This window comes from Erwinia rhapontici, from assembly GCF_020683125.1.
GTDB lineage: Bacteria > Pseudomonadota > Gammaproteobacteria > Enterobacterales > Enterobacteriaceae > Erwinia > Erwinia rhapontici.
Map to the genome: position 1 here is coordinate 2,992,022 of NZ_CP085627.1, position 20,827 is coordinate 3,012,848.

Below are 20,827 nucleotides of genomic sequence, written 5' to 3' on the forward strand. Positions count from 1 at the left end.
GATGCTGTTCTCTGAAACTAAAAGTGAGAGCTGCGTAACGTTCTCTTAACACGACAATTGACGAATGTTTTGCCGTGGGTATTGTCTATATCTTACAAACGAGCAAACAAAACTGATCATATGAGCAAAAAGCTGAGTATCTAAAACCATAACCCAGTTTGCTTGTCATTCAGTTATCGCTTTCAGCTCTGTCATTTCTTAACGATAGTTCAGAGGTAGTTCAATGAAACAGGACCTTGTAGCGGGTATAGATTCCTCCACCCAGTCTTGTACCGTCATGCTGCGTAGTCTTGAAAATGGCAAGGTGATCGCACAGGCTCGTAAGTTGCATCCACCGACCACGCCGCCGTGTAGCGAGCAGGATCCGCAAGCCTGGTGGGATGCTTTAGTCTCCGCGCTCACTGAATTAAAACAGTGGTGGCCACGTATTGCAGGTCTGGCTGTCGGTGGCCAAGGGCACGGCCTCGTCATGCTTGATAATCACGATCGCCCGCTGCGTCCTGCGAAGCTGTGGAATGACACGGAGTCTGCGCCGCAGGCGCGTGAATTGTGCGAGAAGATTGCTCCGGAAGAATGGGCACGCCTGACGGGCTCTGTTCCGGGGCCGGCAATGACCATTTCTAAACTGGCCTGGACAGAACAAAATTATCCGGGGCTGCTGGAAAAAGCCCACCGCATCATGCTGCCGTTTGATTATCTGGTTTACCGTCTGAGCGGTAGCTTTGTGTGCGAGCGCGGCGGGGCATCCGGTACGGGTTACTTCAACCCCTTCACCAATAGCTGGGAACCACAACTGGCAGCGGTGGTTAACAGTCAAATTGACTGGATTTCCCGCTGGCCCACTATCATCCCGTCGCATCAACCGGCTGGCGTTGTGAAGTTAATGCCCGAACTGGCGGGACTGGCGGGGGCAATCGTGGGTGTCGGGACCGGCGATAACATGTCCGCCGCGTTAGGGATGAACCTGAAAACCGGTGATACCGGTATCTCTATCGGGACCAGCGGTACGTTATATGGCATCACCAACAAGGGTATTACCGACAGCACCGGCACCATCAACGGTTATGCCGATGCGGCCGATCGCTTTATCCCCATGATTACTACACTGAACTCCGCCAAAGTCACCGATACGTTTCGCAAAATACTGCGCGTTACCCCTGACGAATTCGACGAGCTCGCGCTGAGTTCGCCACCCGGCGCCAACGGTCTTCAGCTTGTTCCGTGGCTGGACGGCGAGCGCACCCCCAACCTTCCTGACGCCACGGGACACATGCGCGGATTACGTACCACCACAACGATGCAGGATATGGCTCGCGCCACCGTGGAAGGCGTACTGTGCGGCCTGCTGGCGGGCGGTCTGGTACTGAAACAACATGGCTTCACTGACGACGGTCGCATTATTGTCACCGGCGGCGGCGCAAAGTCGCGCGCCTATCGTCAGATTCTGGCTGACCTGACGGGCAAGCCCGTTTGGATTTCTCCAGTGGGTGAAACGGCAGCCGCGGGTGCAGCCATTCAGGCTGCCGCTGCCGTGCTGGGATGCACAAATATTGAAATGGCCGATCGCTGGAGTGTGCCGCTTGAGAAAGTGGCCGGGCCACAACAAGATGCGCGCCATGTCCTGGACGCTTACGTTACCTATGCCAATGCATTATCAGGAGAGCTGCAATGAGTTCAATAACTACCCCTACAAAAATCAAACCGCCTAAGCAGCCGCTCAAAGTCCCTGCAGAAGCGGGTATCGCCGTTGTTTTCTTACTGGTCATGCTGGGCGGGTTTATCGCCACGCCTAACTTCCTGACTGTTTCGAACATGATGGTGTTGCTTCTGAACGGCGCGGTCATCGGCTTCCTTTGCCTGGGACAATCCTTTGTACTGCTGACCGGGGGTATCGACCTCTCCTGCGGCTCCATCGTGGCGATGACCTGCGTGGTTGCGGCTTTGCTGATGGAGAAATTTGGCATTCCGTGGCAGCTTGCCGTACCCATCGTGTTGGCGGTGGGTGCGCTGAGTGGGCTGGTAAATGGTCTGATAATCGAACGCACCGGCGTGCCGCCATTCATTGTCACCTTTGCGATGATGGGGGTTGCGGCATCCATACCACAAATTATCACCGGCGCCGAATCGATACGCGTGACGCAAATTGGTTACAGCCTCATCGGTCAGTCAAAACCGCTGGGTATTCCGTTCCCTGTCATAGCGCTGCTGCTGGCCATTGTTATTGGTGTCATCTTCCTGCGCCGCACCATCACCGGGACTCACATCTATGCGGTAGGCGGTAACGCAGATGCTGCACGCTTATCGGGGATCAGCATTCCACGCATCACCCTGTTGGTGTATGCAATTTCCGGGCTTTGTGCGGCATGTGGCGGCCTGATTTATGGATCGCGTCTGATGACAGGCTATCCGACGGCGGGCCGTGGTGACGAACTGTTCTTCTCAATCGCGGGTGCGGTGGTCGGTGGCGTCAGTCTGTTTGGCGGCACTGGCAGCCTTATCGGCGCGATGATTGGCGCCATGCTTATTGCCTCAATATCGAATCTGATGAACGTGCTGAACGTCAGTGCCTACTGGCAGCCGCTGGTCATCGGCCTGATCATCCTGTTCGGCGTCACCTTCGATACCTTACGTACCTCGAAAAAAATCGTGATCCCCTGGCTCAAAGTCAGGAAGTCACGCAAAACACAACAATAACGCTTCTTAAACCCTGACCTACGTATATCCAGGAGATAAACATGAAACTCCGTACCACAATCACCGCAGGTGCAGCGATAGTCGCACTGTCCTGCATGCTCGCCGGCTGTAACCGTGAGGATACTGAAAGCACCGTGGGTGCCGGCAAAAAAACATTGGGCGTTACGCTGCCGAACCTCACCAACCCTTATTACGTTGCCATGAAAAAAAGCTTTGAAGACAATGCAGCGGCACAGGGCTTGAACGTAAAAATTTCGATTGCTGATAATGACGACGCCAAGCAACTTTCGCAGGTGCAGAACTTCATTGAACAGAAGGTGGATGCGGTCGCAGTGAACTGCGTCTCCTCAGGCCCGTGCGTGTCGATCATAAACCAGCTTAATCAGGCAAAAATTCCGGCGTTTGCCATCAACATCCTTCCGGATACCGAGGGGATGAAGCAGCAAAACGTCACGCTGGTTCAAGGTGTTCAGACCGATCAGCGTGAAGGCGGCAAGCTCATTGGCCAGCAGCTGTTGAAAGACATTGGTGAAAATGGCACGGCGACAGTGGGTATCGTGGGAGAACCAACATCCATTGCAGCAAACGCACGTGATGAAGGCTTCAGGGAAGCCGTGGCATCCAACAAAAACATTAAGTTCGTCGCGCTGGTCAATGGCAAAGTAGAAGAAACAACCTCCCTGAAAGTCACCACTGAAATGCTGCAGGGCAGGCCAGAAATTAACGTCGTGTACTCAGACACCGAACCTTCCGCGCTCGGGTCACTGGCGGCAATCCAGCAACTGGGGGTCAGTGACAAAGTGAAGCTGTATGCGTTTGTGGATAAAGAAGGCGTCAAAGCCGTTCAGAACAACAGCATATTGAAAGCCGGTGCGATTCAGGAGCCGGTTAAACTGGCTCAGTTGCTGGTTGAAAATGCCAGGAAGAGTCTGAACGGTGAACAGGTTCCAGCCATGATCAACAACCCACCGCTGCTGGTCACCAAAGACAACGCAGCATCGGTAATGGGTTCAGCATACTGACTTAAGTGAAAGGCGAAGAATGATGAATTATGTGGCGAAGCAGGTCAAAATCGGTTTTTCGGGTGTGCAGGTTCTCCACGGTGTGGATTTCAGCGTAAAGCCTGGCGAGATCCACGGCCTCTTTGGCCATAATGGGGCGGGTAAATCAACGCTACTGAAAATCCTGGCGGGCGTTAACACGCAGGATAGTGGAGAGCTGATGATCGGCGAAACGCCGGTGCACCTTGCTTCGCCACGGGATGCACTCAACAAAGGTATTGCTTGTGTGTATCAGGAACTCCGTCTCATTCCCGGCATGAGCGTCTGGCAAAACCTTTTTCTCGGACGTGAATGTCGTAAAGGCAGTGGCTTTATAGATGATGCAAGTATGATCGCGCATACCGAGAAAGTACTAAATGATTACCATCTGAGTTTCAGCGCTACCGCGCTGGTCAAAAATCTGTCACATCCTGAAAAGCAGATGCTGGAAGTGGTTTCTAACCTTGATCGCGACGCCCGTTTTCTTTTCCTCGATGAACCGACGACCGCGCTGGAAGGTGCGCAGGCAGAAGAACTGCTGCAGGCAGTACAACGTATAGCACGCGAAAAGCAGATTGGCGTAGTGCTGGTCTCTCATAAATTAGACGAAGTGTTGGGTGTTTGTGATGAAGCAACCGTCATGTGCGGCGGCCGAGTGATTTATAACGAAGGCAAAAAGACGCTGAGCAAAAGCGCCATCATTGACGCTATTGTGGGCGATGCAAATGCTTATCAGGCGCCGTCTAACAGCCGTAGTCTGATCCGCGGCGCGATGGGCAAACCCTGGCTCTCGGTCACAAACCTGCAGACTGATCGCCTGAAAGGCATCAACCTTGAGGCATATCGCGGGGAAATTTTGGGTATATACGGGCTGGCCGGCGCAGGCCGAACGCGCTTGTGCCAGACGCTGTTTGGGTTGGAAACCGTTACCGGTGGTGACATCCGGCTGGGTCACAAAGAATACCATCCTTCTTCACCGGCAAAAGCCATTGATAAGGGGATTGCTTACCTGACAGAAGAACGTAAAAAAGATGGCTTCATTCCTCAGATGTCGAGCTATGCCAACGCCATGCTGCCGGTTCTGAAAAAATTCCGTTCTGGCGGATTTGTCAGTCACAGCGCTGCGCGGCAGGCCGCCGCTGAGTTGCTGAGCAAGATGAATACGCTGGGAACGCTGAGCGGACCGATTAAATCGCTTTCCGGCGGCAATCAGCAAAAAGTTCTGCTCGCCAGGGTCATTGCACAAAACGCCAATCTGGTATTGCTGGATGAGCCGACCAAAGGCGTCGACATTGGGGCAAAAGCGGATATTTATCGCATCATCCATCAGCTGGCGGATAAAGGCTGCTGCGTCATCGTGGTATCGAGTGAGGAAGAGGAGTTGCTGGACGTGGCAGATACCATTACGGTGTTCCGGCAGGGTAAATGCGATGGTGTGATCATTCCTGCACGCGACCTTAAACCCGCAGATCTTCGCAAAGCCGCATGGGAGCATGCTGAAGCCCAGGCTTAGGGCACTCGTTCCCCGGAACAGAACGCATCCAACGGCCAGCTAAGCTGGCCGTTTTTGTTTCAGCGTTTAATTAACGTGCCAGCGGCGAGAGGGCAAAAAAATGGCAGACTTTTACATCTCGGGTATGCGCAGAGACAATGCAGGGCAACACATTCAGCACGTTAATTTTAATGATGCGATGTTATAAGCGAATGAGCGCTTCCGGCGAAGCGCTCAGTGTCATTACTCAAAATCAGCGTGTCGTTTGAACATGGTTTCACTGGTTTCACGCAGTTGTTCCATGAGTTCCAGCACGATGGCATCGTAGGTGATAAAGCAGAGTTGCTCGAAAGAGGAACCCATTGGCTGCGAAAACTGGCCCGGAGTGCGATCGTTTTCAGTTTTGACCGTTCCCGGTAATACCAGCACGCAGTTGGCCAACTGGCCAATCGCAGAGTCTTTCTTCATGGTGACCAGCGCCACGTCGACGCCACACTCAACGGCTTTCTGCGCCAGGCTCTTGAGACAGCCTGTTTCGCCACTGCCTGAACCAATAATTAACAAATCACCCGCTTTCGTATGAGGTGATGAAATTTCCCCGACTACGCTGACCGAGAAGCCTAAATGCAATAAACGGTTAGCGAACGCGCGGATGGCAATACCGCTGCGCCCCGCCCCTTGCAGGAAAATATGCTTCGCATTTCTAATCTGCCCGATAAAATGCTGCGCCTGATCATTGTCGATATTGAGCGCGTTTTGTTCTAGTTCCCTGAGAATACTAACAGTATTTTCTTGAACACCCATTTTCTTTTCCTCCGGTCAGGCAATTGTACGGCCACCATCCATGAGGATCGTCTGTCCCTGGATGTAAGAATTTGACTTATCAGCAAGGAAGATGGCCAGGTTTGCGACATCATCGATTGTACCCAGACGACGGACCGGAATTTTCTCCAGTACTGCATCTAAATCTGCCTGCGTCGGGTAATTAACACGCATCATTTCGCCGGTGTCGATAAGACGCGGCGCGATAGCGTTGACGTTAACACCTTTTGGACCCAACTCCTTTGCCAGACCACGAATAAGGCCTTCCCCCCCCGCTTTACTGGCTGGATAGCTCACCCCCCCGCCGGTACCTGACAGCGCAGAACCGGAGGAGATGTAAACGATTGAACCCTGGTTAGTTAAGAAGTCATCGTAGAAGGCTTTGACCGTATTGAATAAACCCGTCAGGTTGATTGAGAGTGTTTTGTTCCACTCTTCGAAAGTAATGTCTTTGACTTTATTAGCAAAAGCGACACCTGCGTTCAAAACCAGAATGTCGATACGGCCATAAGCCTCGATAACTTTTCTGCGCACTTCAGCCAGTGCCTGCGGATCAGAGACGTCCGTTTTGACAAAGAGCGATTTAACATTGCCAAAGGTCAGTTCTTGCGCAGTTTTGATGCCATTAGCCTCGTTATAATCGACAATGACGGTATGCGCACCGCGTTCGGCGAATTGTTTTGCAATTCCTTTACCAATCCCATGCGCACCACCGGTAATTAGCACAACTTTACCTTCAAAATGACTCATCGGTTGTTCTCCTGAATCTTTGTACTTAACGTGAGAGAAATCCCCCACGTCTGCGGTCTACATAATGATTACGCGCTCAATTAAGAGCGCGTGAATGTATGTTGGATACTTAATGCATGACAGACTTTAATGCCTGATAGCTTGCTTTAGGGTTGTCATTAAATAATGCGCCACCGACAACAATTAAATCAGCACCCGCCTCCTGTACTTTTTCCGCTATTTCCAGATTAACACCACCGTCGACTTCAATTTGAATGTGTCGGCCAGCAATCATTTCTCTGGTTTTCCTGATTTTCTCGAGGCTTTTCTCGATGAAAGTCTGCCCGGGTTGCCCCGGGTTAATGGTCATAATCAGGATGTAATCAATATCGTCCAACAAATATTCCAGAACACTTTCAGGCGTACCCGGATTGATGACCACACCGGCTTTTCGCCCGGCCTTTTTTATTTTCTGTAAAATAAAATGCACATGCGGCGTTGATTCATAATGCACTGAGATCATTTCTGCGCCGGTATTAATAACATCATCAATATGTCTTTCAGGATTAGCCAGCATCATATGTACGTCGAAAGTCATTTTGCTGGCTTTTTTCATTGCAGAAATTTGATTCGGCCCAAAGGCAATATTATTTACGAAGGTTCCATCCATTAAATCAACATGCAATATTTCAGTATTCTCTTCTTCTAAAAAACGGAGCTCATCTTGCAGACTTAAGATATTCGCGCCAAAAATTGATGGTAAAATCTGTGCCATGGTAAGCAAACCTCATTTTTAAAATCAATGGAATACAGTGCTCAACCAATACGTCAATACTTCCCACGGGCCAGTCAGTACAAAGTCAGTACCCTGCCCCTGCAAGCCGACTCCTGCGCCATGCAGGAATTGGGTTGCACCCGGAGCCACATACCCGCCTAAATACATCACGACAATACTGAACAGTAAGGTTGAAATAATTGAGCGGATGACGTTTCCGTTGCTGGCCATTACGGTCATGGTTGTCATATAGATGATTGACATCAGAACACCGATGGGGAAAATCATGATCCCCGGTAAAATCAGTGCGCAAAGCATGGTCAACGGAATGGTGATAACGGTGACGGTGATGGTCGCCGGGTCGCCCAGTGCCAGTGCACAGTCCATACCGATGTTCAGTTCGGCGTCTTTACCCATCTGTTTTTGCATAATCTCTTTGGCACTTTTCCCAATGGGAGACAGTCCTTCCATCAGGACACCCACCACTTTAGGCAGGAGCACCATTACCGCAGCTACCCCCATTGCCATCGGGACAATAGTGGTCACAGGCTGTTTCGTCAGCAGTCCAAGCAGACAGCCTACAATGACACCGATGATAGCGGGTTCACCAAACACACCCAGACGTTTCTGTACGCTCTCCAAATCAACGTCGAGCTTGTTCAGGCCGGGGATCAGGTCGATAATTTTATTGATCAGCAGTGCAAAAGGTAATGTCCAGCCTATATGGATCATGGTGGTACAGGTCGTCCCTTCCAGGCCATAATATTTCTGCCAACGGGGAGCAATTAAATCACCAATAAACAGAGCGATAACGCTAAGTGCGACTGCCACGCCAAAACCGATAAAGAAGCTGTCAAACACGAAATAGGCCAGCGCGCCGGGAACCAGGAAGTGCATATAATTCCAGATATCAACGTTCAGCGTTTTGGTTAATTTAAGACGAACAAGTAGCAAATTAAGAATAATACCCACTGGAACAACTAAAGCGGCAAAGGGTGCCACCCATGCCGCTGCGCCCACCGCAGGCCATCCGATATCAGCCACAGTGAATCCGCTTCCCAGTTTTGAATAGTAGGCAATTGCCGGTTGCAGGGATGTACTCAACAGATTAACAACCAAACCTAAACCAATAAAACCGATACCCACGGTGATACCAGACTTAATGGCAGCACCGACTTTCATGCGGAAAACCAAACCCAAAATGAAGATGACAAGTGGTAGGATTGCCGTTGCCCCCATGCTTGTTATCGTTAGCATTATGTTTTTTAACATGTCCATCTTGTCATCCCCTGTGTTTTCTTATTAGTTTTTAGCCAGCTTTGTTAATAAATCCCCTAGTTTTTTTCGTAACACAGCTTCATTAATCCCGGTGATAAACCCGGCCACACTCATATGCGGTTTTCCGATATCACCTTTGTAGTTATTCGTGGTTAAAATCACATCAGCATTCTGTAATTCAGAAGGAAGTTCTGACATGCTGCATTTATTTATTTTGAACTGAGTAATGCCATATTCTGTACACACGGATTTCACTTCATCAGCAGCGATAGTTGACGTTGCGACACCGCTCCCGCAGGCTACGAGGATATTAATCATCATTATGCTCCTGAACTCTTATTGCATGACGGTGGAAATAAAAAGTGCCTGCGCTTTCTCGGAAGGAAGCTCAAGTAAATTTTGATAAAAGTCTTCCATTTGAAGATTACTAAAAAGGGCCTTCAGCAGTTGCAACTGATTAGCCGGATCGGTAACGACCAAATTGATAATGAGTTTGACCCACAATTTATCGTCGCCATCAGCCTGATCAACCTGAACAGGTTCAGGTAAACGAATAATATAAATCGACGGGCTATTGGCCTGGTTGCTGTCGCAATGTGGGATCGCCACAGAATAACCATCAAGCAAAATACCGGTTGGATACATGGCTTCGCGTTCGCGCAGTGCTGCCAGATAGGTCTTTTTCACTATCCCTTCTGAATACAGCTTTTCATGGATGTGCTGCAGCACCTCATCGTAATTTTTGAATGCTGCACCATCTGCAACATTAATAGCGACTGTACTCACCTTTTCACCTCGCTTTTTTGCTCATTAGAGCAAGCATAATCGATCAGATGAGCAGTTATAGCATGCCAATTTTCCGCGCAAACAGAAAACATGCAAAAGTTATAAGCTGATCACAAAATAAATGCATAAGTGCACGCAAATAATTGCTCATATGAGCAAGATCGAGTAATTCATCTTTTAGATCAATCAAGTCAACCGGAGAGGGGAAGTAAAATTTTTATTATAAATCAGACGGATAATAGATTTTTTGAAGGTTTATATATGCGAACTGACCTATGTCAGAGGATTTGACCATGCTTTGATCTAAGTCATGAGGGTTTACTGAATGACTGATAGCAGTGCCTAATGCATGCCTGAGAGGAAGGTGATCAAGGGCGCGGGCTACGCCCCTGTTGCTGATGTTCCGGGATCTATTTCAATCAGGAATTGACAAGCTTCACCGCAGTATCGAAGTCAGTGATTAACACATCTAAAAGGCCTGACTTCAGGGAAGCGACGATGCCTTCATACTTCTGTTCTCCCCCCGCCACACCAATCACGGTTTTCGTGTTACGCAATTGTTCGGTTGAAATACCAAACCCAAGACGGCTCATCGGGCTATCAAGGATCTCGCCTTTACTGTTAACGAGAGTAATGCAGACATCCGCAGCGATATCTTTCTCAAACAGATTTTTTTGCCACGACTCGGGAAAAATATCACACAAACTGGATGAGCCCGTTTTCCAGGCGCCAATACCGGTGATGACAACATCCAGCTGAGAATAATATTGTTGGGTATCCACCACAGCCGGATCACTGGCCAGTTTTTGGGCCAGGCTTTCATCATCCACCCACATCGGCACATACATAGGATGAGCCTTGCCCTGAGAGATAGTCGACAGTCTGTGGATAAGGTCGATCGGGCCCTGGCTAAATTCAATGCCGGGATGAACGCCAGATAGCTGAACAACATCTAATGCCGGCAAGCTGGTGAGTTGACTCACTGTGCTGGATAAAACGCGTCCCCAGGCAATACCAACCTTCATTCCCTCAGCGAGATTATTGTTGAGATAACTTGCAGTGATACCACCCAGCTTCTCATTCAGTTCTTCCTGATTGGACCAGGATTCTGACACGGAAAGCACGATTGCCTTCTGCAGACCATACTTTCCGCAGAGATTAAGTGCGATCTCTTCGTCAAGCAGTTGCTGCTTTGGAAAGAGAAACTTCACATACTCTTCCTTTATTGCCTCATCGATAAGACGCGCCGCTTTAAATCTCGAAATCTCGAGTTCTTCAGCAATCTCAGTTTTGGTCTTCATCTCAACAAAGTAACGTCGGACGACGAGAGAATAGATATAGCGGGGATCGTAACCTGACCAGCGGCTGTTTTTTATACGTTTAGGCATAGAGCATTCCATCTTCATCCAAAGACAATATCAGCTGAGTTAAACTGTTACCCCTGCAATTTACTCATAAGAGTACACTTTTACCTGCTCTTTTGACATGAGCAAATGAGTCTTATCTTTTGGCGGTGTGATAGCTGACACATCTGATGATAATGGGTGAAGAGACCAGAGTTTTTTAGACGGTGGCAAGGCTTTACATTATGTGCTCTCAATCAGTGACGCTGTGGCCTGTGATTTCTGTTTTTTGGCGTGAAACGGGTTACATTGCTCATGTGTTCCTCGCAGATAAAAATGCCCATCGGGTGCGGCCTGAGTTCCACCGGGACAACCATTCATCCCAGATTTTCCGTTTTTTCCATTAAGACCAGCCCCACCGTTTTGATTAACGATTACCACGGATCCCCCTTTTCCTCCAGTTCCGCCTTTCCCGCCTTCACCTCCCTGACAGGCAAACGCTATAACGGAAAATCCCGTTAAAAAAAGATAAGAAAACAATTGAGCTCTGTTCATGTCTTTTCTCCAGGTTGCATCGGGTTTCGTTAGTTAGGGTAGCTGATTTACATTTTAATCCGTTCACTTTGCGCTGCGCCATTCTAAAGCAGTACAAAACACATAGCGAAAAGATCTGATAGCCACATAAGCACAAGATAAAAATAGGATTTTAAGGGGTGTACTCATAAAATCCCCACATCCATGTGTGAATTTACCCATTTCGCAGCCAGTGACTCAGAAACTATTTACACGCTATAAGATTGGCCATCTGTTCCTGGTCCGGCAGACCGACGATCTGTTGAAGCATGTTGGCGTGGTTAAGATAATAAATTGCTGGCGTACCGTTTGCCCCCACATCTTCCATCAATTTCTGGTTGTATTGGATCTGCGAGAAAATCGGCTGCGGCGTTTTCTCCAAAAGTGCAGGCTTGTTTTTGCCACCCGACAACTCGAAATCCTGCCAGACCTTCGCGGGGTTTTCAGAAGACAATATCGCAGCCGCGTAACGGCCACTGTCGGGCTGCATGACACCCACTAACTGCGTTTTCAAAGCGATTTTATTGTCCTTAATATAGGGCTGCACGTCCTGTCTGAATTTTGTACAGTAAGGACAGAAGGGATCGGCAAACACGACAATCTGGCAATTTGCATTATTACTGCCTTCCGTGATATCGGCAGCTTTGGACAGTGTTTTCCACATCTCGCGGCCAGCAGGGATGTAAATCTCCTCTTTTATGACCTGTTCGCTGAGGTTACTTCCATTCTCATCGTACATATAACCTGATATGGCATGTTTTTTATCGGGGGTCAGATAAATTGTCACCCCCGTTCCCTGATATTTTCCCAACCAGCCCTGGACCCCGCCTGGAGCCGTGAAGGGTTTGATTATTTCTATACCTTGTTTTTCCAACTGCTTGACCGGTGCGGGAAGCGCTGCGGGCGTTGCTGCCTGAACCTGCGAGCCGATAAGTGCAGCAGATAACGCGAGGATGTATTTGTTCATTCTTATCTCAATATAATACGTACTCATTACGGGCCGTTGTTTAACAAACCTCCGGCCCTCCCGTCACGTGCTAAATGGCACTACTCACCCTTATCTCATCGTGACAAATTCTTCTGCCGCAGTTGGGTGAATTGCCACGGTATTGTCGAAGTCTCTCTTCGTTGCTCCCATTTTCAGCGCAACAGCAAAGCCTTGCAGTATTTCATCCATGCCTAAACCGATACCGTGGATACCGACGATTTTCTCTTCCAACCCCACACATACCAGCTTCATGCGGGATGGCTGGCGATGACGCGTCACGCCGGTGTACATGGCGGTAAAAGATGACTGATAAACTTTCACCTGATCATCACCATATTCCTCACGCGCCTGGGGTTCAGTCAGGCCAACGGTACCTATTGTTGGGTGGCTAAAGACGACTGTGGGGATATTGTTGTAATCCAGATACTCATCCGGCTTGTTGTTAAACAAGCGTTCTGAAAGGCGACGGCCCGCAGCAACAGCTGCCGGTGTTAACTCAACCGCACCGGTATTATCACCCACCGCGTAAACACCCGGCACGTTGGTATTCTGATATTTATCAACTTTGACGTACCCTTTTTCATCGAGTTCAACACCCGCCATCTCAACGTTCAACTTGTCATTGGCTGGCTCACGGCCAATCGCCCAGATCAAACAGTCAACCGTTTGTTCACGACCATCTTCCAGCTTCAGTGTCAGGCTGCCGTCCTGGTTTTTGACCACTGCAGTGGGGATCGCTTGGGTGTGCAACGTTGGGCCTTCGACGTTCATGACTTCAACCAGTGTTTCTGTGAGCAACGGGTCAAAACTGCGCAAAGGCGCATGCTTACGTACGAACAAATGGGTTTTTGACCCCAATGCATTGAGAACACCTGCCAGTTCAACAGCAATGTAGCCTGCACCAACAACTGCAGTGCGCTCCGGTAGCGCCTCAAGCGCAAAAAAACCATCTGAATCAATTCCGTATTCCGCCCCCGGAATAGAGGGATGGCTAGGGCGACCACCGGTGGCTATCAATATATGGTCAGCGGTAATCGTTTCCCCGTTGACCTCCACCGTATGCCCGTCCACAAACCGGGCAAAACCTTTGATGACATCTACCTTGTTTTTACCTAACACATTTTCGTATGAAGTATGAATACGATCGATATAGGCACTGCGGTTTTTTAGCAAGTTAGTCCAGTCGAGGCGGTTTAATGTGGTATCGAAGCCATAGTCTGGGCCATAAAGATGAATGGCCTCTGCGATTTGCGCAGCGTGCCACATTATTTTTTTCGGTACACACCCCACATTGACGCAAGTCCCGCCCAACTCCCGCGCTTCTATCAAAGCGCATTTCTGCCCATACATCGCCGCACGGTTGATTGAGGCGATACCACCGCTACCACCACCAATCGCGATATAGTCATAGTGTTTCGTCATTTTGTTCTCCAGGCAGCATCGCTGCGGTCATCGTTCAGGTAGCATCGCCAGAACTCGCACTCAATGCCTTGCTTATACGGTTGAGCCCCTCAGCAAGCATAGCGCGTGGACAAGCCAGATTAAGGCGGATGTGCCCGTCGCCGTTACTGACAAACATTTGCCCCCCTTCAAGCAATACACCCGCATGTCTGGCAAAAAAGAGGGTTACTTCTTCCTGATTACTGTCATCTACCAGACGAGAGATATCAATCCAGGCAAGATAAGTCCCTTCCGGAATGATAAAACGGGCCAGCGGATGATATGTCCCTAGGTAGTCCTGCAGAAAACGGAAGTTCTCGTCAATGTAGTGCCTGACCTGAGTCAACCACTCATCGCACTCGGACCAGGCGGCCTTGTTAGCCACCAGGCTCAGCGGAGAGATAAAATCATCATGCAGGCGAAGCCATTCGGCTCTCACTGAGGCATCAGGGATCATGATGTTTGCAAGCAGGTTACCCGCCAGGTTGAACGTTTTGCTGGTCGACATGCAGGTGATAATTTTATGATTTTCAGGAAAAATTGACGCGGCGGGGATATGCGTGACGCCAGAGCGGGATAAATCACAGTGGATTTCATCAGAAATAACCCACACATCATGTTTAAGGCATAACGCTATCATTTTCTGCAACTCATCACGTCGCCAAACTCGCCCGGTGGGATTATGCGGGTTACAGAGAAAGAAGGCTTTAATTCGCTGCTGGTCATCGCTCAGGGCTTGTTCCATTGCCTCAAAATCTACCGCCCAGTGGCCTTCGTTATTTCTAAGCGGGCAATCGACGACGCGACGACCGCTATAGTCCCCGGCTTTTTTAAACGGTGCGTAAGAAGGGGTCAGGATGAGGATGCTATCTTCTTCGTGGGTGAGTAACGGCACCAATCGGTTAAGCGCAGGGATAATACCGGGGGAGAAAACAATGCTTTCTTCCTGAAACCGGTATCCGTAATGCCTTTCACACCAGGCCCCAAAAATCTCATAGTAGTCCCTGTCATAAACGCGGGTGTAGCCAAGAATTTTTTTATCTAACCGGGAACGTATGGCTTCAAGCACCGGCTCGGGTGTGGAAAAAGCCATATCTGCTACCCAGAGGTTTATAAAACCATTTGCCGGTACTTCCGGCGCGGGGCCTTCATGGGCACCAAACATATATTCACGCCAGCCGTCGACGGTTAAGCTGTCTGTCCCTGCTCTGTCCACTGCTTCATCAAAATCGTATTTCATAGAGGTTACCCGATTAGTTTATCCAAAGAGGTCACAGCGTCACTGATTTTGCTAACGATTAGATATTCCTTTGCTTTAAAACCTAAAAAACCATTTGCAGAGTGATCAAGTCATCACTGGCACGTTGATATCAGTGTCGTATTTTCTGACCCGGTGCCTTGATCACCAACAGAATGCCCGCAAGGACTGCCAGCGTTGAAAATGCCATTCTGAGGCTCAGTGACTCGCCCAAAAATGTTACGCCTCCCAGCATCGCCAGACAGGGCACACTCAACTGAACCGTACTGGCTGCAACAGACTCAAGACGAGGTAAAAGTGAATACCAGAGTACATAGGCTCCGGCAGAAGCACCGGCACCAGAGAGTATTGCCAGGACAATTCCGATACCGTCGAAGTGCGCTCCCTGGCTAATGAACGGCGACAACACCAGGGCAAAAGGTACAGCAAGGATGAAATTTGCCGCAGTGGCCTGCGCTGCGCTGGGAGAGCGCTTTCCGCAAAGGGTATAAGCCGCCCAGGCAAGGCCTGAAAGCGCCATCAGAACAGCGCTGCCCAAGGGGGGCGCTTTGGCACCAGGTAAGAGAAGAGCAGCCATGCCGGCTACAGCCAGCCCAAGCCCCGTTGCTCTGGAAAAAGACAGCCTTTCCCCATGGAAAAGGCCATGAGCCACCATCGCCAGTTGCACAACGCCAAACAAGAGCAAAGCACCTGTTCCTGTATCCAAATGGATATAGGCAAGGGAGAAACACAGGGCGTAGGCCATAAGAAAGAACCCGCTTTTCAAGCTCCAGACGCCCTGCTTTTTCCCCTCACGTCTCAACAACAGTGGTAACAAGACCACCGCCCCGCTCATCAGGCGAAGGTCACTGAACGTCACCGGGTCAATATGTTCGCCTTTCAACGCAATCCGACAGAGCACAGAATTGGCTGCGAATGCCATCATTGCTATCACTATCTTGAATCCAACAGACCGCCCCATCAGCGTGACGCCTCAAAATTAATAAATTACGTGATAATCTATCAATTAGTAGGTAGGATGGCAATGTCTACTTATGGTAGCCAGACACTAAAATGGTACCCCTTTTCAGGTCATGCCTGGAGCATTGACCTTTATCATTGCCAGATTTATGTGAAGCCGTAGACCCGCTACTAACAAAGGAGAACATATGCAAGATTTCAACGTACTGCTCGAAGCAGCATCAGATTATAACGAATTTGTTGGCAGCGGAGCAGAAGAAGACCGCAACGCATTGCGGCATTTTGAGGGGCTTGCCAACGAGGCATTACCTGACGATGTCATTAGTAAGCTCTCGCAACTTCCGGGTTCGTACAGCATTCTGGTAGCTGCTGAAATGTGGTGCCCCGACTGCCATAAAAACTTGCCTGTAATCCATGCCATTGCCGCGTCAGCGCCAGCAATACGTCTGGGTATTATCACCCGCGACAAGGCTGAAGCCGTCTTTAAGGCACACTTTGGTGTCGATAAAGTCAAAATTCCGTTTGCCGTGGTACTGGATGAGAACGCGACTCCGCTGGGGCAGTTTATTGAACGACCTGAAAATGCTACCGGCAAGAATGGAGAAGTGAGCGAGAGGTACAAAAACGGTGAGCTTCTGGTCGATACCGCCCGCGAAGTGACTTCAATTTTTCCAGGAAAATAAGAGAGCGTTAAAGTTAAATTAATTGAATCTCAACTTGAAGGTAATAAACCTGGAAGTTGAGCAATGCCAGGGAAATAATAAAAATAAACCATAGCAACAATGCCCTTAGCCCTGCATCTAAGCAGGGCTTTTTTCGCGTAAAGAAAGCATGCTACGCAGTCTTGTATGTGCAACCAAAATGCTACGCCCGTTTATTCAGTGGCCAACGATAGCACCTGCAGCTTCACGAAGCTTTACACGCCCTTTAAATGTAAGCAGAACTCCAGGCAACGATAATCCCGGCAACATATTCCGCATCCTGAGGATGCGTCAGAAGATGATCTGCTTCACCCAGTGAGATAAAGCTTTTGGGGTGTCTGGCGGCTTTAAAAATTTTCTCTGCCTGTTCAATCAGCACGGTATCATCATTGGGAGCATGAAAAATCAGCAGCGGCTTATTCATGGTAAATACCTTCTCCGCTATTTTATGCTCCTGAATGTTATCCAGCATTTGCTTTTTGAGCGTGAATACCCGGCCTGCAAGCTCTACCGGGAAAGCGCCATGGTTCCTGATATCTTCGATATTGTCTTTGAACAACCGCTGTACATGCGTCAATTCGCCTGGCGAACCGATGGTTACGACCGCTCTGGCTTCAGGCACTTTGGCTGCAATAGAGAGGATTGCCGAACCGCCAAGGCTGTGACCAATCAGCAGCGAAGGAGCCTCGTATTCCCGACGAAGATAATCGACCGCGCACAGCAGGTCAGAAATATTCGAGGAAAAATTGGTATTGGAAAAATCGCCTTCGCTGTTGCCTAACCCGGTGAAATCAAAGCGAAGCACCGCAATTGAATTTTCTGTCAGTTTCCTGGCAATGCGTGCAGCACCTTTCAGATCCTTCCCGCAGGTAAAGCAGTGCGCCAACAGGGCAAAGGCTTTTGGATTTTCTGGCAATTCAAGCAACCCGGCAAGTTCCTCACCTTCTGCATTTTTGAAGGTAAATTTCAATTTTTTCATTATGTTAACTTTCAGAATGGTTGAATTACAAGCAAGATACCTATCAGCCGCCCCATCATGGGGCGGCTGATAGGTTACGACGAGCTTATCTGCGAACGGCCATGATACCGGCATCGACATCCCAGATGGCGCCAGTCACCCAAGAGGCTTTGTCGGACAACAGGAAGAAGATGGTATTGGCCACATCTTCCGGCGTGCCGACACGCCCCAGCGGATGGAAAGCGTTCAGCGATTGCATTGCGCCGGCAATGTCTTCTTTCGCCATGAAGCCTTCATAAATCGGGGTATGCACGATCCCTGGCGAGACCGCGTTCACGCGGATACCCGCACTGGCCAGCTCAATGGCCAGGTTGCGTGTCAAGGCGTGGAGACCGGCTTTGGCCATGGAGTACGCGGAAGCCGGTGAGTCGCCGAGTGCGGCTTGCGCGCCAATGGAGCCCACGTTCACAATCGCCCCTTCACGGCCGTCGGCCAGCATGTTCTTCACCACGTCCTGCGTGATGAAGAAGGTTGCCCGGTTCAACATCAGGTACATGTCGTAATCGGCTTCCAAATGCTCGGTAAAGCCTTTCGGCATGAAGATCCCGGCCGCATTGACCATCAGGCTAATATCGCGATGATTAGCATTAATCTCCTGACGAATGGCGTTCATGCCCTCTTCGGTCATCAGGTTTGCCGCAATCACGGACACGGAACCCAGTGGGCTCAGCTCTTTCTGAACCGCTTCTGCCTTGTCTTTTTTATTGCCCGTCAGTACCACGCTGCCACCGGCTTTCAGCACCATACGCGCCGTTTCCAGACCCATGCCGCTGGTGCCACCCACGACAAGCAGTTTTTTGCCTTTAAAGTAATCGCTCATTTTGAACTCCGTTATTTGCAGGGTAGATTTGCCGGCAGTCAAGCAGCCGGCTCGTTCAGATTTCAGATGCTGCAACCGTCAGCGCCGCAGGTCTGGCCGTCGGTTTTTACCAGTTCAGCCGCTTTTTCTTCCCAGACTTGCTTCAACGCGTTCAGGAAGTTGTCCGCAGATTGCGCGCCGCTGATGGCATATTTTTCATTGAGCAGGAACAGCGGGACACCGCTGACCCCGATCGACCGGGCATGGGCTTCATCTTCGGCCACCGATGCACGGAAGGCCTCATTGGCAAGGGCACTTTCAGCGTCGGCTCTGGACATGCCCACTTCGGTAGCTAACGCAATGAGCTCCTGCGGATCGAAAATGGAACGCCCCTCAGTCACACTGGCCCGATAAAACCGTTCTGCCATGGCGTCGCCCATATTGGCGTGACGTGCAGCCGCGAGCAGCGTATGGGCATCTTCTGTATCGCCAAAGAGCATGGTGTCAAAGTTATACTGGAGCCCTTCTGCCTTCCCGGCCGTGCCCACCTGATTCATCATCAGTTCCGCCCCATGTTCCCCGCCAAACTTCTTGTAAAGGGCTTTGCGGAACGGCACGGCAGGCCGGTCGCCGGAAATACGGAAACTGTGGTGGCGGACCACGACCTGTTCCTTGTGTTCAAAGGCGGCAAGGCCCTGTTCGAAACGCTTTTTGGCAATCCAACACCAGGGGCAGACCAGATCTGACCAGATATCTATCGTAATAATCGGCTTAAGGGTTTGCATATTGGCTCCTGAATACCCCATTAATGTCGTCTGGCGGTGCCTCTTTATGTGGGCACCGCAAATACCACCAGCTACGTGGCGTTAGTTGGCTTCCCAGGCGGGATAATCGGTGTAGCCTTTTTCCGGCGACCCCGTCACGCCGTAATACGTCGTGCGATCGCTTTCAGCCAGCGGCCAGCCGTTCTGCATTCTTTCGACCAGATCAGGGTTGGCGATGTACGGCACGCCAAACGCAACAAGATCCAGTTCGTCTGCCTCAAGTGCGGTTTCGGCAATCTCGCGGGTGAAGCCGCCGGCGGCAATAACGGTGCCCCCCAGAGTTTTACGGAACGCGGCTTTGAAACCGGCAGGTACCGGTGCCTGGGTATAAACAGGTTGATAATAGAGGTGCACATAAGCCAGCTCACGTTGGCCGAGGGCCGCAGCGATACTGGCCCAAATCTCTTCTTCACCTTCATAAGGCGCCAGGTCGTAAATCCGCCCGAACGGTGAAATGCGCAAGCCCACCTTATTGCTACCAATAGCCGCAGAGATGGCATCCACCGTTTCCAGCAGGAACCGCTGACGGTTTTCCACAGAGCCACCGTATTCATCAGTGCGAGGGTTCAGTTCACTGCTGAGGAACTGGTCGAAAATGAAGCCGTTAGCCGCCATGATTTCCACGCCGTCAAACCCGGCCTCCATTGCCAGACCCGCTGAATGGACAAAGTCAGCGGTAACGCGTCGAACTTCTGCGGTTTCCAGCGCACGCGGCTGGCTTGGAACGACAGGCCCCGGTTCGCCAGACTCGGTCAGTGCAAAGACGGTGGTGTTAACCGCCTGTACGGTACCGGCGGAAACTGGCGCGATGTTGCCCGGCTGAATTGAGATATGAGACATCCGGCCCACATGCCACAACTGAGCAAAAATACGACCGCCCTTCGCATGTACCGCATCGGTCACTTTGCGCCAGCCCTGAACGTGTGCAGCGTTGTAGATCCCCGGGGTATACAGATAGCCGCGCCCTTCTTCAGAAACAGGCATGCCTTCGGTGATAAGCAGCCCCGCAGAGGCGCGCTGGGCGTAGTAAAGTGCAACGACGTCATCCGGCACGTCGTTCATTGTGCGGGTGCGGGTCATCGGGGCCATGACCACGCGGTTTTTTAACTGCATGCCTGACAGATTGTAGGGGGTGAACAACTTACTCATCGTATACCTCGCAAGGCGAAAGAGAGAAAAGCCCCGCTGGGGCCGGAGTTAATACTTAGCGGGCCGGGGAGCTGACGATCGCTTCCTGATGCCGGTTAAGCGTATGGCTGCACTATACCTACCTACTAGTTGATTGGTCAATAGGTAAAAGAACAAAT

General features: G+C 50.3%; 21 protein-coding genes. 5 read left to right on the top strand and 16 right to left on the bottom strand.

Going from position 1 to position 20,827, the window contains the following annotated elements; all coding sequences use genetic code 11:
* Window positions 1-223: 223 nt before the first annotated feature.
* Genes xylB through LJN55_RS13990 form a run of 4 tightly spaced genes read left to right on the top strand, consistent with a single transcriptional unit; the run spans window position 224 to window position 5,247 of the window.
* Window positions 224-1,672 (top strand): xylulokinase, encoded by a 1,449-nt coding sequence (xylB, locus tag LJN55_RS13970; protein WP_115657498.1) that lies wholly within the window; start codon window positions 224-226, stop codon window positions 1,670-1,672.
* Window positions 1,669-2,694, top strand: a complete 1,026-nt coding sequence (locus tag LJN55_RS13975) for an ABC transporter permease (protein WP_115657497.1) — start codon at window positions 1,669-1,671, stop codon at window positions 2,692-2,694. The genes xylB and LJN55_RS13975 overlap by 4 nt, the downstream gene beginning before the upstream one ends.
* Before the next feature lie 41 nt (window positions 2,695-2,735).
* A complete protein-coding gene (locus LJN55_RS13985) occupies window positions 2,736-3,716 on the top strand; it encodes a substrate-binding domain-containing protein (protein WP_047607858.1) in 981 nt (326 codons plus the stop codon).
* A gap of 22 nt (window positions 3,717-3,738) precedes the next feature.
* Entirely contained in the window at window positions 3,739-5,247 is a 1,509-nt protein-coding gene (locus LJN55_RS13990) for a sugar ABC transporter ATP-binding protein (protein WP_020439335.1), read from the top strand.
* A gap of 222 nt (window positions 5,248-5,469) precedes the next feature.
* Here LJN55_RS13990 and hxlB read toward each other — a convergent pair whose 3' ends face one another.
* The 12 genes from hxlB to LJN55_RS14050 form a co-directional block, all read right to left on the bottom strand.
* Window positions 5,470-6,030 carry a 6-phospho-3-hexuloisomerase gene (gene hxlB / locus LJN55_RS13995; protein ID WP_227534658.1) on the bottom strand — a complete coding sequence of 187 codons (561 nt, stop codon included), beginning with the start codon at window positions 6,028-6,030 and terminating at the stop codon, window positions 5,470-5,472.
* Window positions 6,031-6,045: 15 nt separating this feature from the next.
* Window positions 6,046-6,798 (bottom strand): SDR family NAD(P)-dependent oxidoreductase, encoded by a 753-nt coding sequence (locus tag LJN55_RS14000; protein WP_098363203.1) that lies wholly within the window; start codon window positions 6,796-6,798, stop codon window positions 6,046-6,048.
* 109 nt (window positions 6,799-6,907) lie between these two features.
* A complete protein-coding gene (gene rpe / locus LJN55_RS14005) occupies window positions 6,908-7,552 on the bottom strand; it encodes a ribulose-phosphate 3-epimerase (RefSeq protein WP_049089944.1) in 645 nt (214 codons plus the stop codon).
* A gap of 24 nt (window positions 7,553-7,576) precedes the next feature.
* Entirely contained in the window at window positions 7,577-8,830 is a 1,254-nt protein-coding gene (locus tag LJN55_RS14010) for a PTS transporter subunit IIC (RefSeq protein ID WP_115657494.1), read from the bottom strand.
* A gap of 24 nt (window positions 8,831-8,854) precedes the next feature.
* Complete coding sequence (locus tag LJN55_RS14015; RefSeq protein ID WP_115657493.1) at window positions 8,855-9,148, bottom strand: PTS sugar transporter subunit IIB; 294 nt, start codon at window positions 9,146-9,148, stop codon at window positions 8,855-8,857.
* Window positions 9,149-9,166: 18 nt separating this feature from the next.
* Window positions 9,167-9,616: a PTS galactitol transporter subunit IIA gene (gene gatA / locus LJN55_RS14020; protein WP_047611334.1), complete on the bottom strand. Its 450-nt coding sequence runs from the start codon at window positions 9,614-9,616 to the stop codon at window positions 9,167-9,169.
* Between the two features lie 419 nt (window positions 9,617-10,035).
* Complete coding sequence (locus LJN55_RS14025; protein ID WP_015697025.1) at window positions 10,036-11,004, bottom strand: sugar-binding transcriptional regulator; 969 nt, start codon at window positions 11,002-11,004, stop codon at window positions 10,036-10,038.
* 198 nt (window positions 11,005-11,202) lie between these two features.
* On the bottom strand, window positions 11,203-11,514 hold the full coding sequence (locus LJN55_RS14030) for a hypothetical protein (protein ID WP_046373124.1): 312 nt from the start codon (window positions 11,512-11,514) through the stop codon (window positions 11,203-11,205).
* 223 nt (window positions 11,515-11,737) lie between these two features.
* A complete protein-coding gene (gene dsbG / locus LJN55_RS14035; protein WP_227534659.1) occupies window positions 11,738-12,499 on the bottom strand; it encodes a thiol:disulfide interchange protein DsbG in 762 nt (253 codons plus the stop codon).
* A 90-nt stretch (window positions 12,500-12,589) separates the two neighbouring features.
* Window positions 12,590-13,942, bottom strand: a complete 1,353-nt coding sequence (gene gorA, locus LJN55_RS14040) for a glutathione-disulfide reductase (RefSeq protein ID WP_032693568.1) — start codon at window positions 13,940-13,942, stop codon at window positions 12,590-12,592.
* A gap of 34 nt (window positions 13,943-13,976) precedes the next feature.
* Window positions 13,977-15,200, bottom strand: coding sequence for a MalY/PatB family protein (locus tag LJN55_RS14045; protein ID WP_064367713.1), 1,224 nt, complete (start codon window positions 15,198-15,200; stop codon window positions 13,977-13,979).
* A gap of 130 nt (window positions 15,201-15,330) precedes the next feature.
* Window positions 15,331-16,179 (bottom strand): DMT family transporter, encoded by an 849-nt coding sequence (locus LJN55_RS14050; RefSeq protein ID WP_048284448.1) that lies wholly within the window; start codon window positions 16,177-16,179, stop codon window positions 15,331-15,333.
* Window positions 16,180-16,366: 187 nt separating this feature from the next.
* Here LJN55_RS14050 and LJN55_RS14055 point away from each other — a divergent pair, with 187 nt between their 5' ends.
* Window positions 16,367-16,861, top strand: a complete 495-nt coding sequence (locus tag LJN55_RS14055; protein ID WP_015697020.1) for a thioredoxin family protein — start codon at window positions 16,367-16,369, stop codon at window positions 16,859-16,861.
* A 244-nt stretch (window positions 16,862-17,105) separates the two neighbouring features.
* Here the strand turns inward: LJN55_RS14055 and LJN55_RS14060 are convergent, their stop codons facing one another.
* The 4 genes from LJN55_RS14060 to LJN55_RS14075 all read right to left on the bottom strand — a co-directional run bounded on the left by LJN55_RS14060 (window position 17,106) and on the right by LJN55_RS14075 (window position 20,669).
* Window positions 17,106-17,858, bottom strand: coding sequence for an alpha/beta hydrolase family protein (locus tag LJN55_RS14060; protein ID WP_007374395.1), 753 nt, complete (start codon window positions 17,856-17,858; stop codon window positions 17,106-17,108).
* Between the two features lie 85 nt (window positions 17,859-17,943).
* On the bottom strand, window positions 17,944-18,717 hold the full coding sequence (locus LJN55_RS14065; protein WP_044265962.1) for an SDR family NAD(P)-dependent oxidoreductase: 774 nt from the start codon (window positions 18,715-18,717) through the stop codon (window positions 17,944-17,946).
* Window positions 18,718-18,779: 62 nt separating this feature from the next.
* On the bottom strand, window positions 18,780-19,481 hold the full coding sequence (locus tag LJN55_RS14070) for a DsbA family oxidoreductase (RefSeq protein ID WP_115657492.1): 702 nt from the start codon (window positions 19,479-19,481) through the stop codon (window positions 18,780-18,782).
* Window positions 19,482-19,562: 81 nt separating this feature from the next.
* Complete coding sequence (locus tag LJN55_RS14075; protein WP_098363208.1) at window positions 19,563-20,669, bottom strand: alkene reductase; 1,107 nt, start codon at window positions 20,667-20,669, stop codon at window positions 19,563-19,565.
* Window positions 20,670-20,827: the final 158 nt, after the last annotated feature.

Excerpts from the sequence above, each read along its gene's own strand:
- LJN55_RS13990 (WP_020439335.1), top strand. The coding sequence starts at position 3,739 with ATGAATTATGTGGCGAAGCAGGTCAAAATCGGTTTTTCGGGTGTGCAG.
- LJN55_RS14030 (WP_046373124.1), bottom strand. The coding sequence starts at position 11,514 with ATGAACAGAGCTCAATTGTTTTCTTATCTTTTTTTAACGGGATTTTCC.
- LJN55_RS14015 (WP_115657493.1), bottom strand. The coding sequence starts at position 9,148 with ATGATTAATATCCTCGTAGCCTGCGGGAGCGGTGTCGCAACGTCAACT.
- LJN55_RS14065 (WP_044265962.1), bottom strand. The coding sequence starts at position 18,717 with ATGAGCGATTACTTTAAAGGCAAAAAACTGCTTGTCGTGGGTGGCACC.
- LJN55_RS14010 (WP_115657494.1), bottom strand. The coding sequence starts at position 8,830 with ATGGACATGTTAAAAAACATAATGCTAACGATAACAAGCATGGGGGCA.
- LJN55_RS14000 (WP_098363203.1), bottom strand. The coding sequence starts at position 6,798 with ATGAGTCATTTTGAAGGTAAAGTTGTGCTAATTACCGGTGGTGCGCAT.
- LJN55_RS14070 (WP_115657492.1), bottom strand. The coding sequence starts at position 19,481 with ATGCAAACCCTTAAGCCGATTATTACGATAGATATCTGGTCAGATCTG.
- LJN55_RS14060 (WP_007374395.1), bottom strand. The coding sequence starts at position 17,858 with ATGAAAAAATTGAAATTTACCTTCAAAAATGCAGAAGGTGAGGAACTT.
- LJN55_RS13985 (WP_047607858.1), top strand. The coding sequence starts at position 2,736 with ATGAAACTCCGTACCACAATCACCGCAGGTGCAGCGATAGTCGCACTG.
- LJN55_RS14025 (WP_015697025.1), bottom strand. The coding sequence starts at position 11,004 with ATGCCTAAACGTATAAAAAACAGCCGCTGGTCAGGTTACGATCCCCGC.
- LJN55_RS14055 (WP_015697020.1), top strand. The coding sequence starts at position 16,367 with ATGCAAGATTTCAACGTACTGCTCGAAGCAGCATCAGATTATAACGAA.
- LJN55_RS14075 (WP_098363208.1), bottom strand. The coding sequence starts at position 20,669 with ATGAGTAAGTTGTTCACCCCCTACAATCTGTCAGGCATGCAGTTAAAA.
- LJN55_RS13975 (WP_115657497.1), top strand. The coding sequence starts at position 1,669 with ATGAGTTCAATAACTACCCCTACAAAAATCAAACCGCCTAAGCAGCCG.
- dsbG (WP_227534659.1), bottom strand. The coding sequence starts at position 12,499 with ATGAACAAATACATCCTCGCGTTATCTGCTGCACTTATCGGCTCGCAG.
- hxlB (WP_227534658.1), bottom strand. The coding sequence starts at position 6,030 with ATGGGTGTTCAAGAAAATACTGTTAGTATTCTCAGGGAACTAGAACAA.
- gorA (WP_032693568.1), bottom strand. The coding sequence starts at position 13,942 with ATGACGAAACACTATGACTATATCGCGATTGGTGGTGGTAGCGGTGGT.
- LJN55_RS14050 (WP_048284448.1), bottom strand. The coding sequence starts at position 16,179 with ATGGGGCGGTCTGTTGGATTCAAGATAGTGATAGCAATGATGGCATTC.
- LJN55_RS14045 (WP_064367713.1), bottom strand. The coding sequence starts at position 15,200 with ATGAAATACGATTTTGATGAAGCAGTGGACAGAGCAGGGACAGACAGC.
- rpe (WP_049089944.1), bottom strand. The coding sequence starts at position 7,552 with ATGGCACAGATTTTACCATCAATTTTTGGCGCGAATATCTTAAGTCTG.
- xylB (WP_115657498.1), top strand. The coding sequence starts at position 224 with ATGAAACAGGACCTTGTAGCGGGTATAGATTCCTCCACCCAGTCTTGT.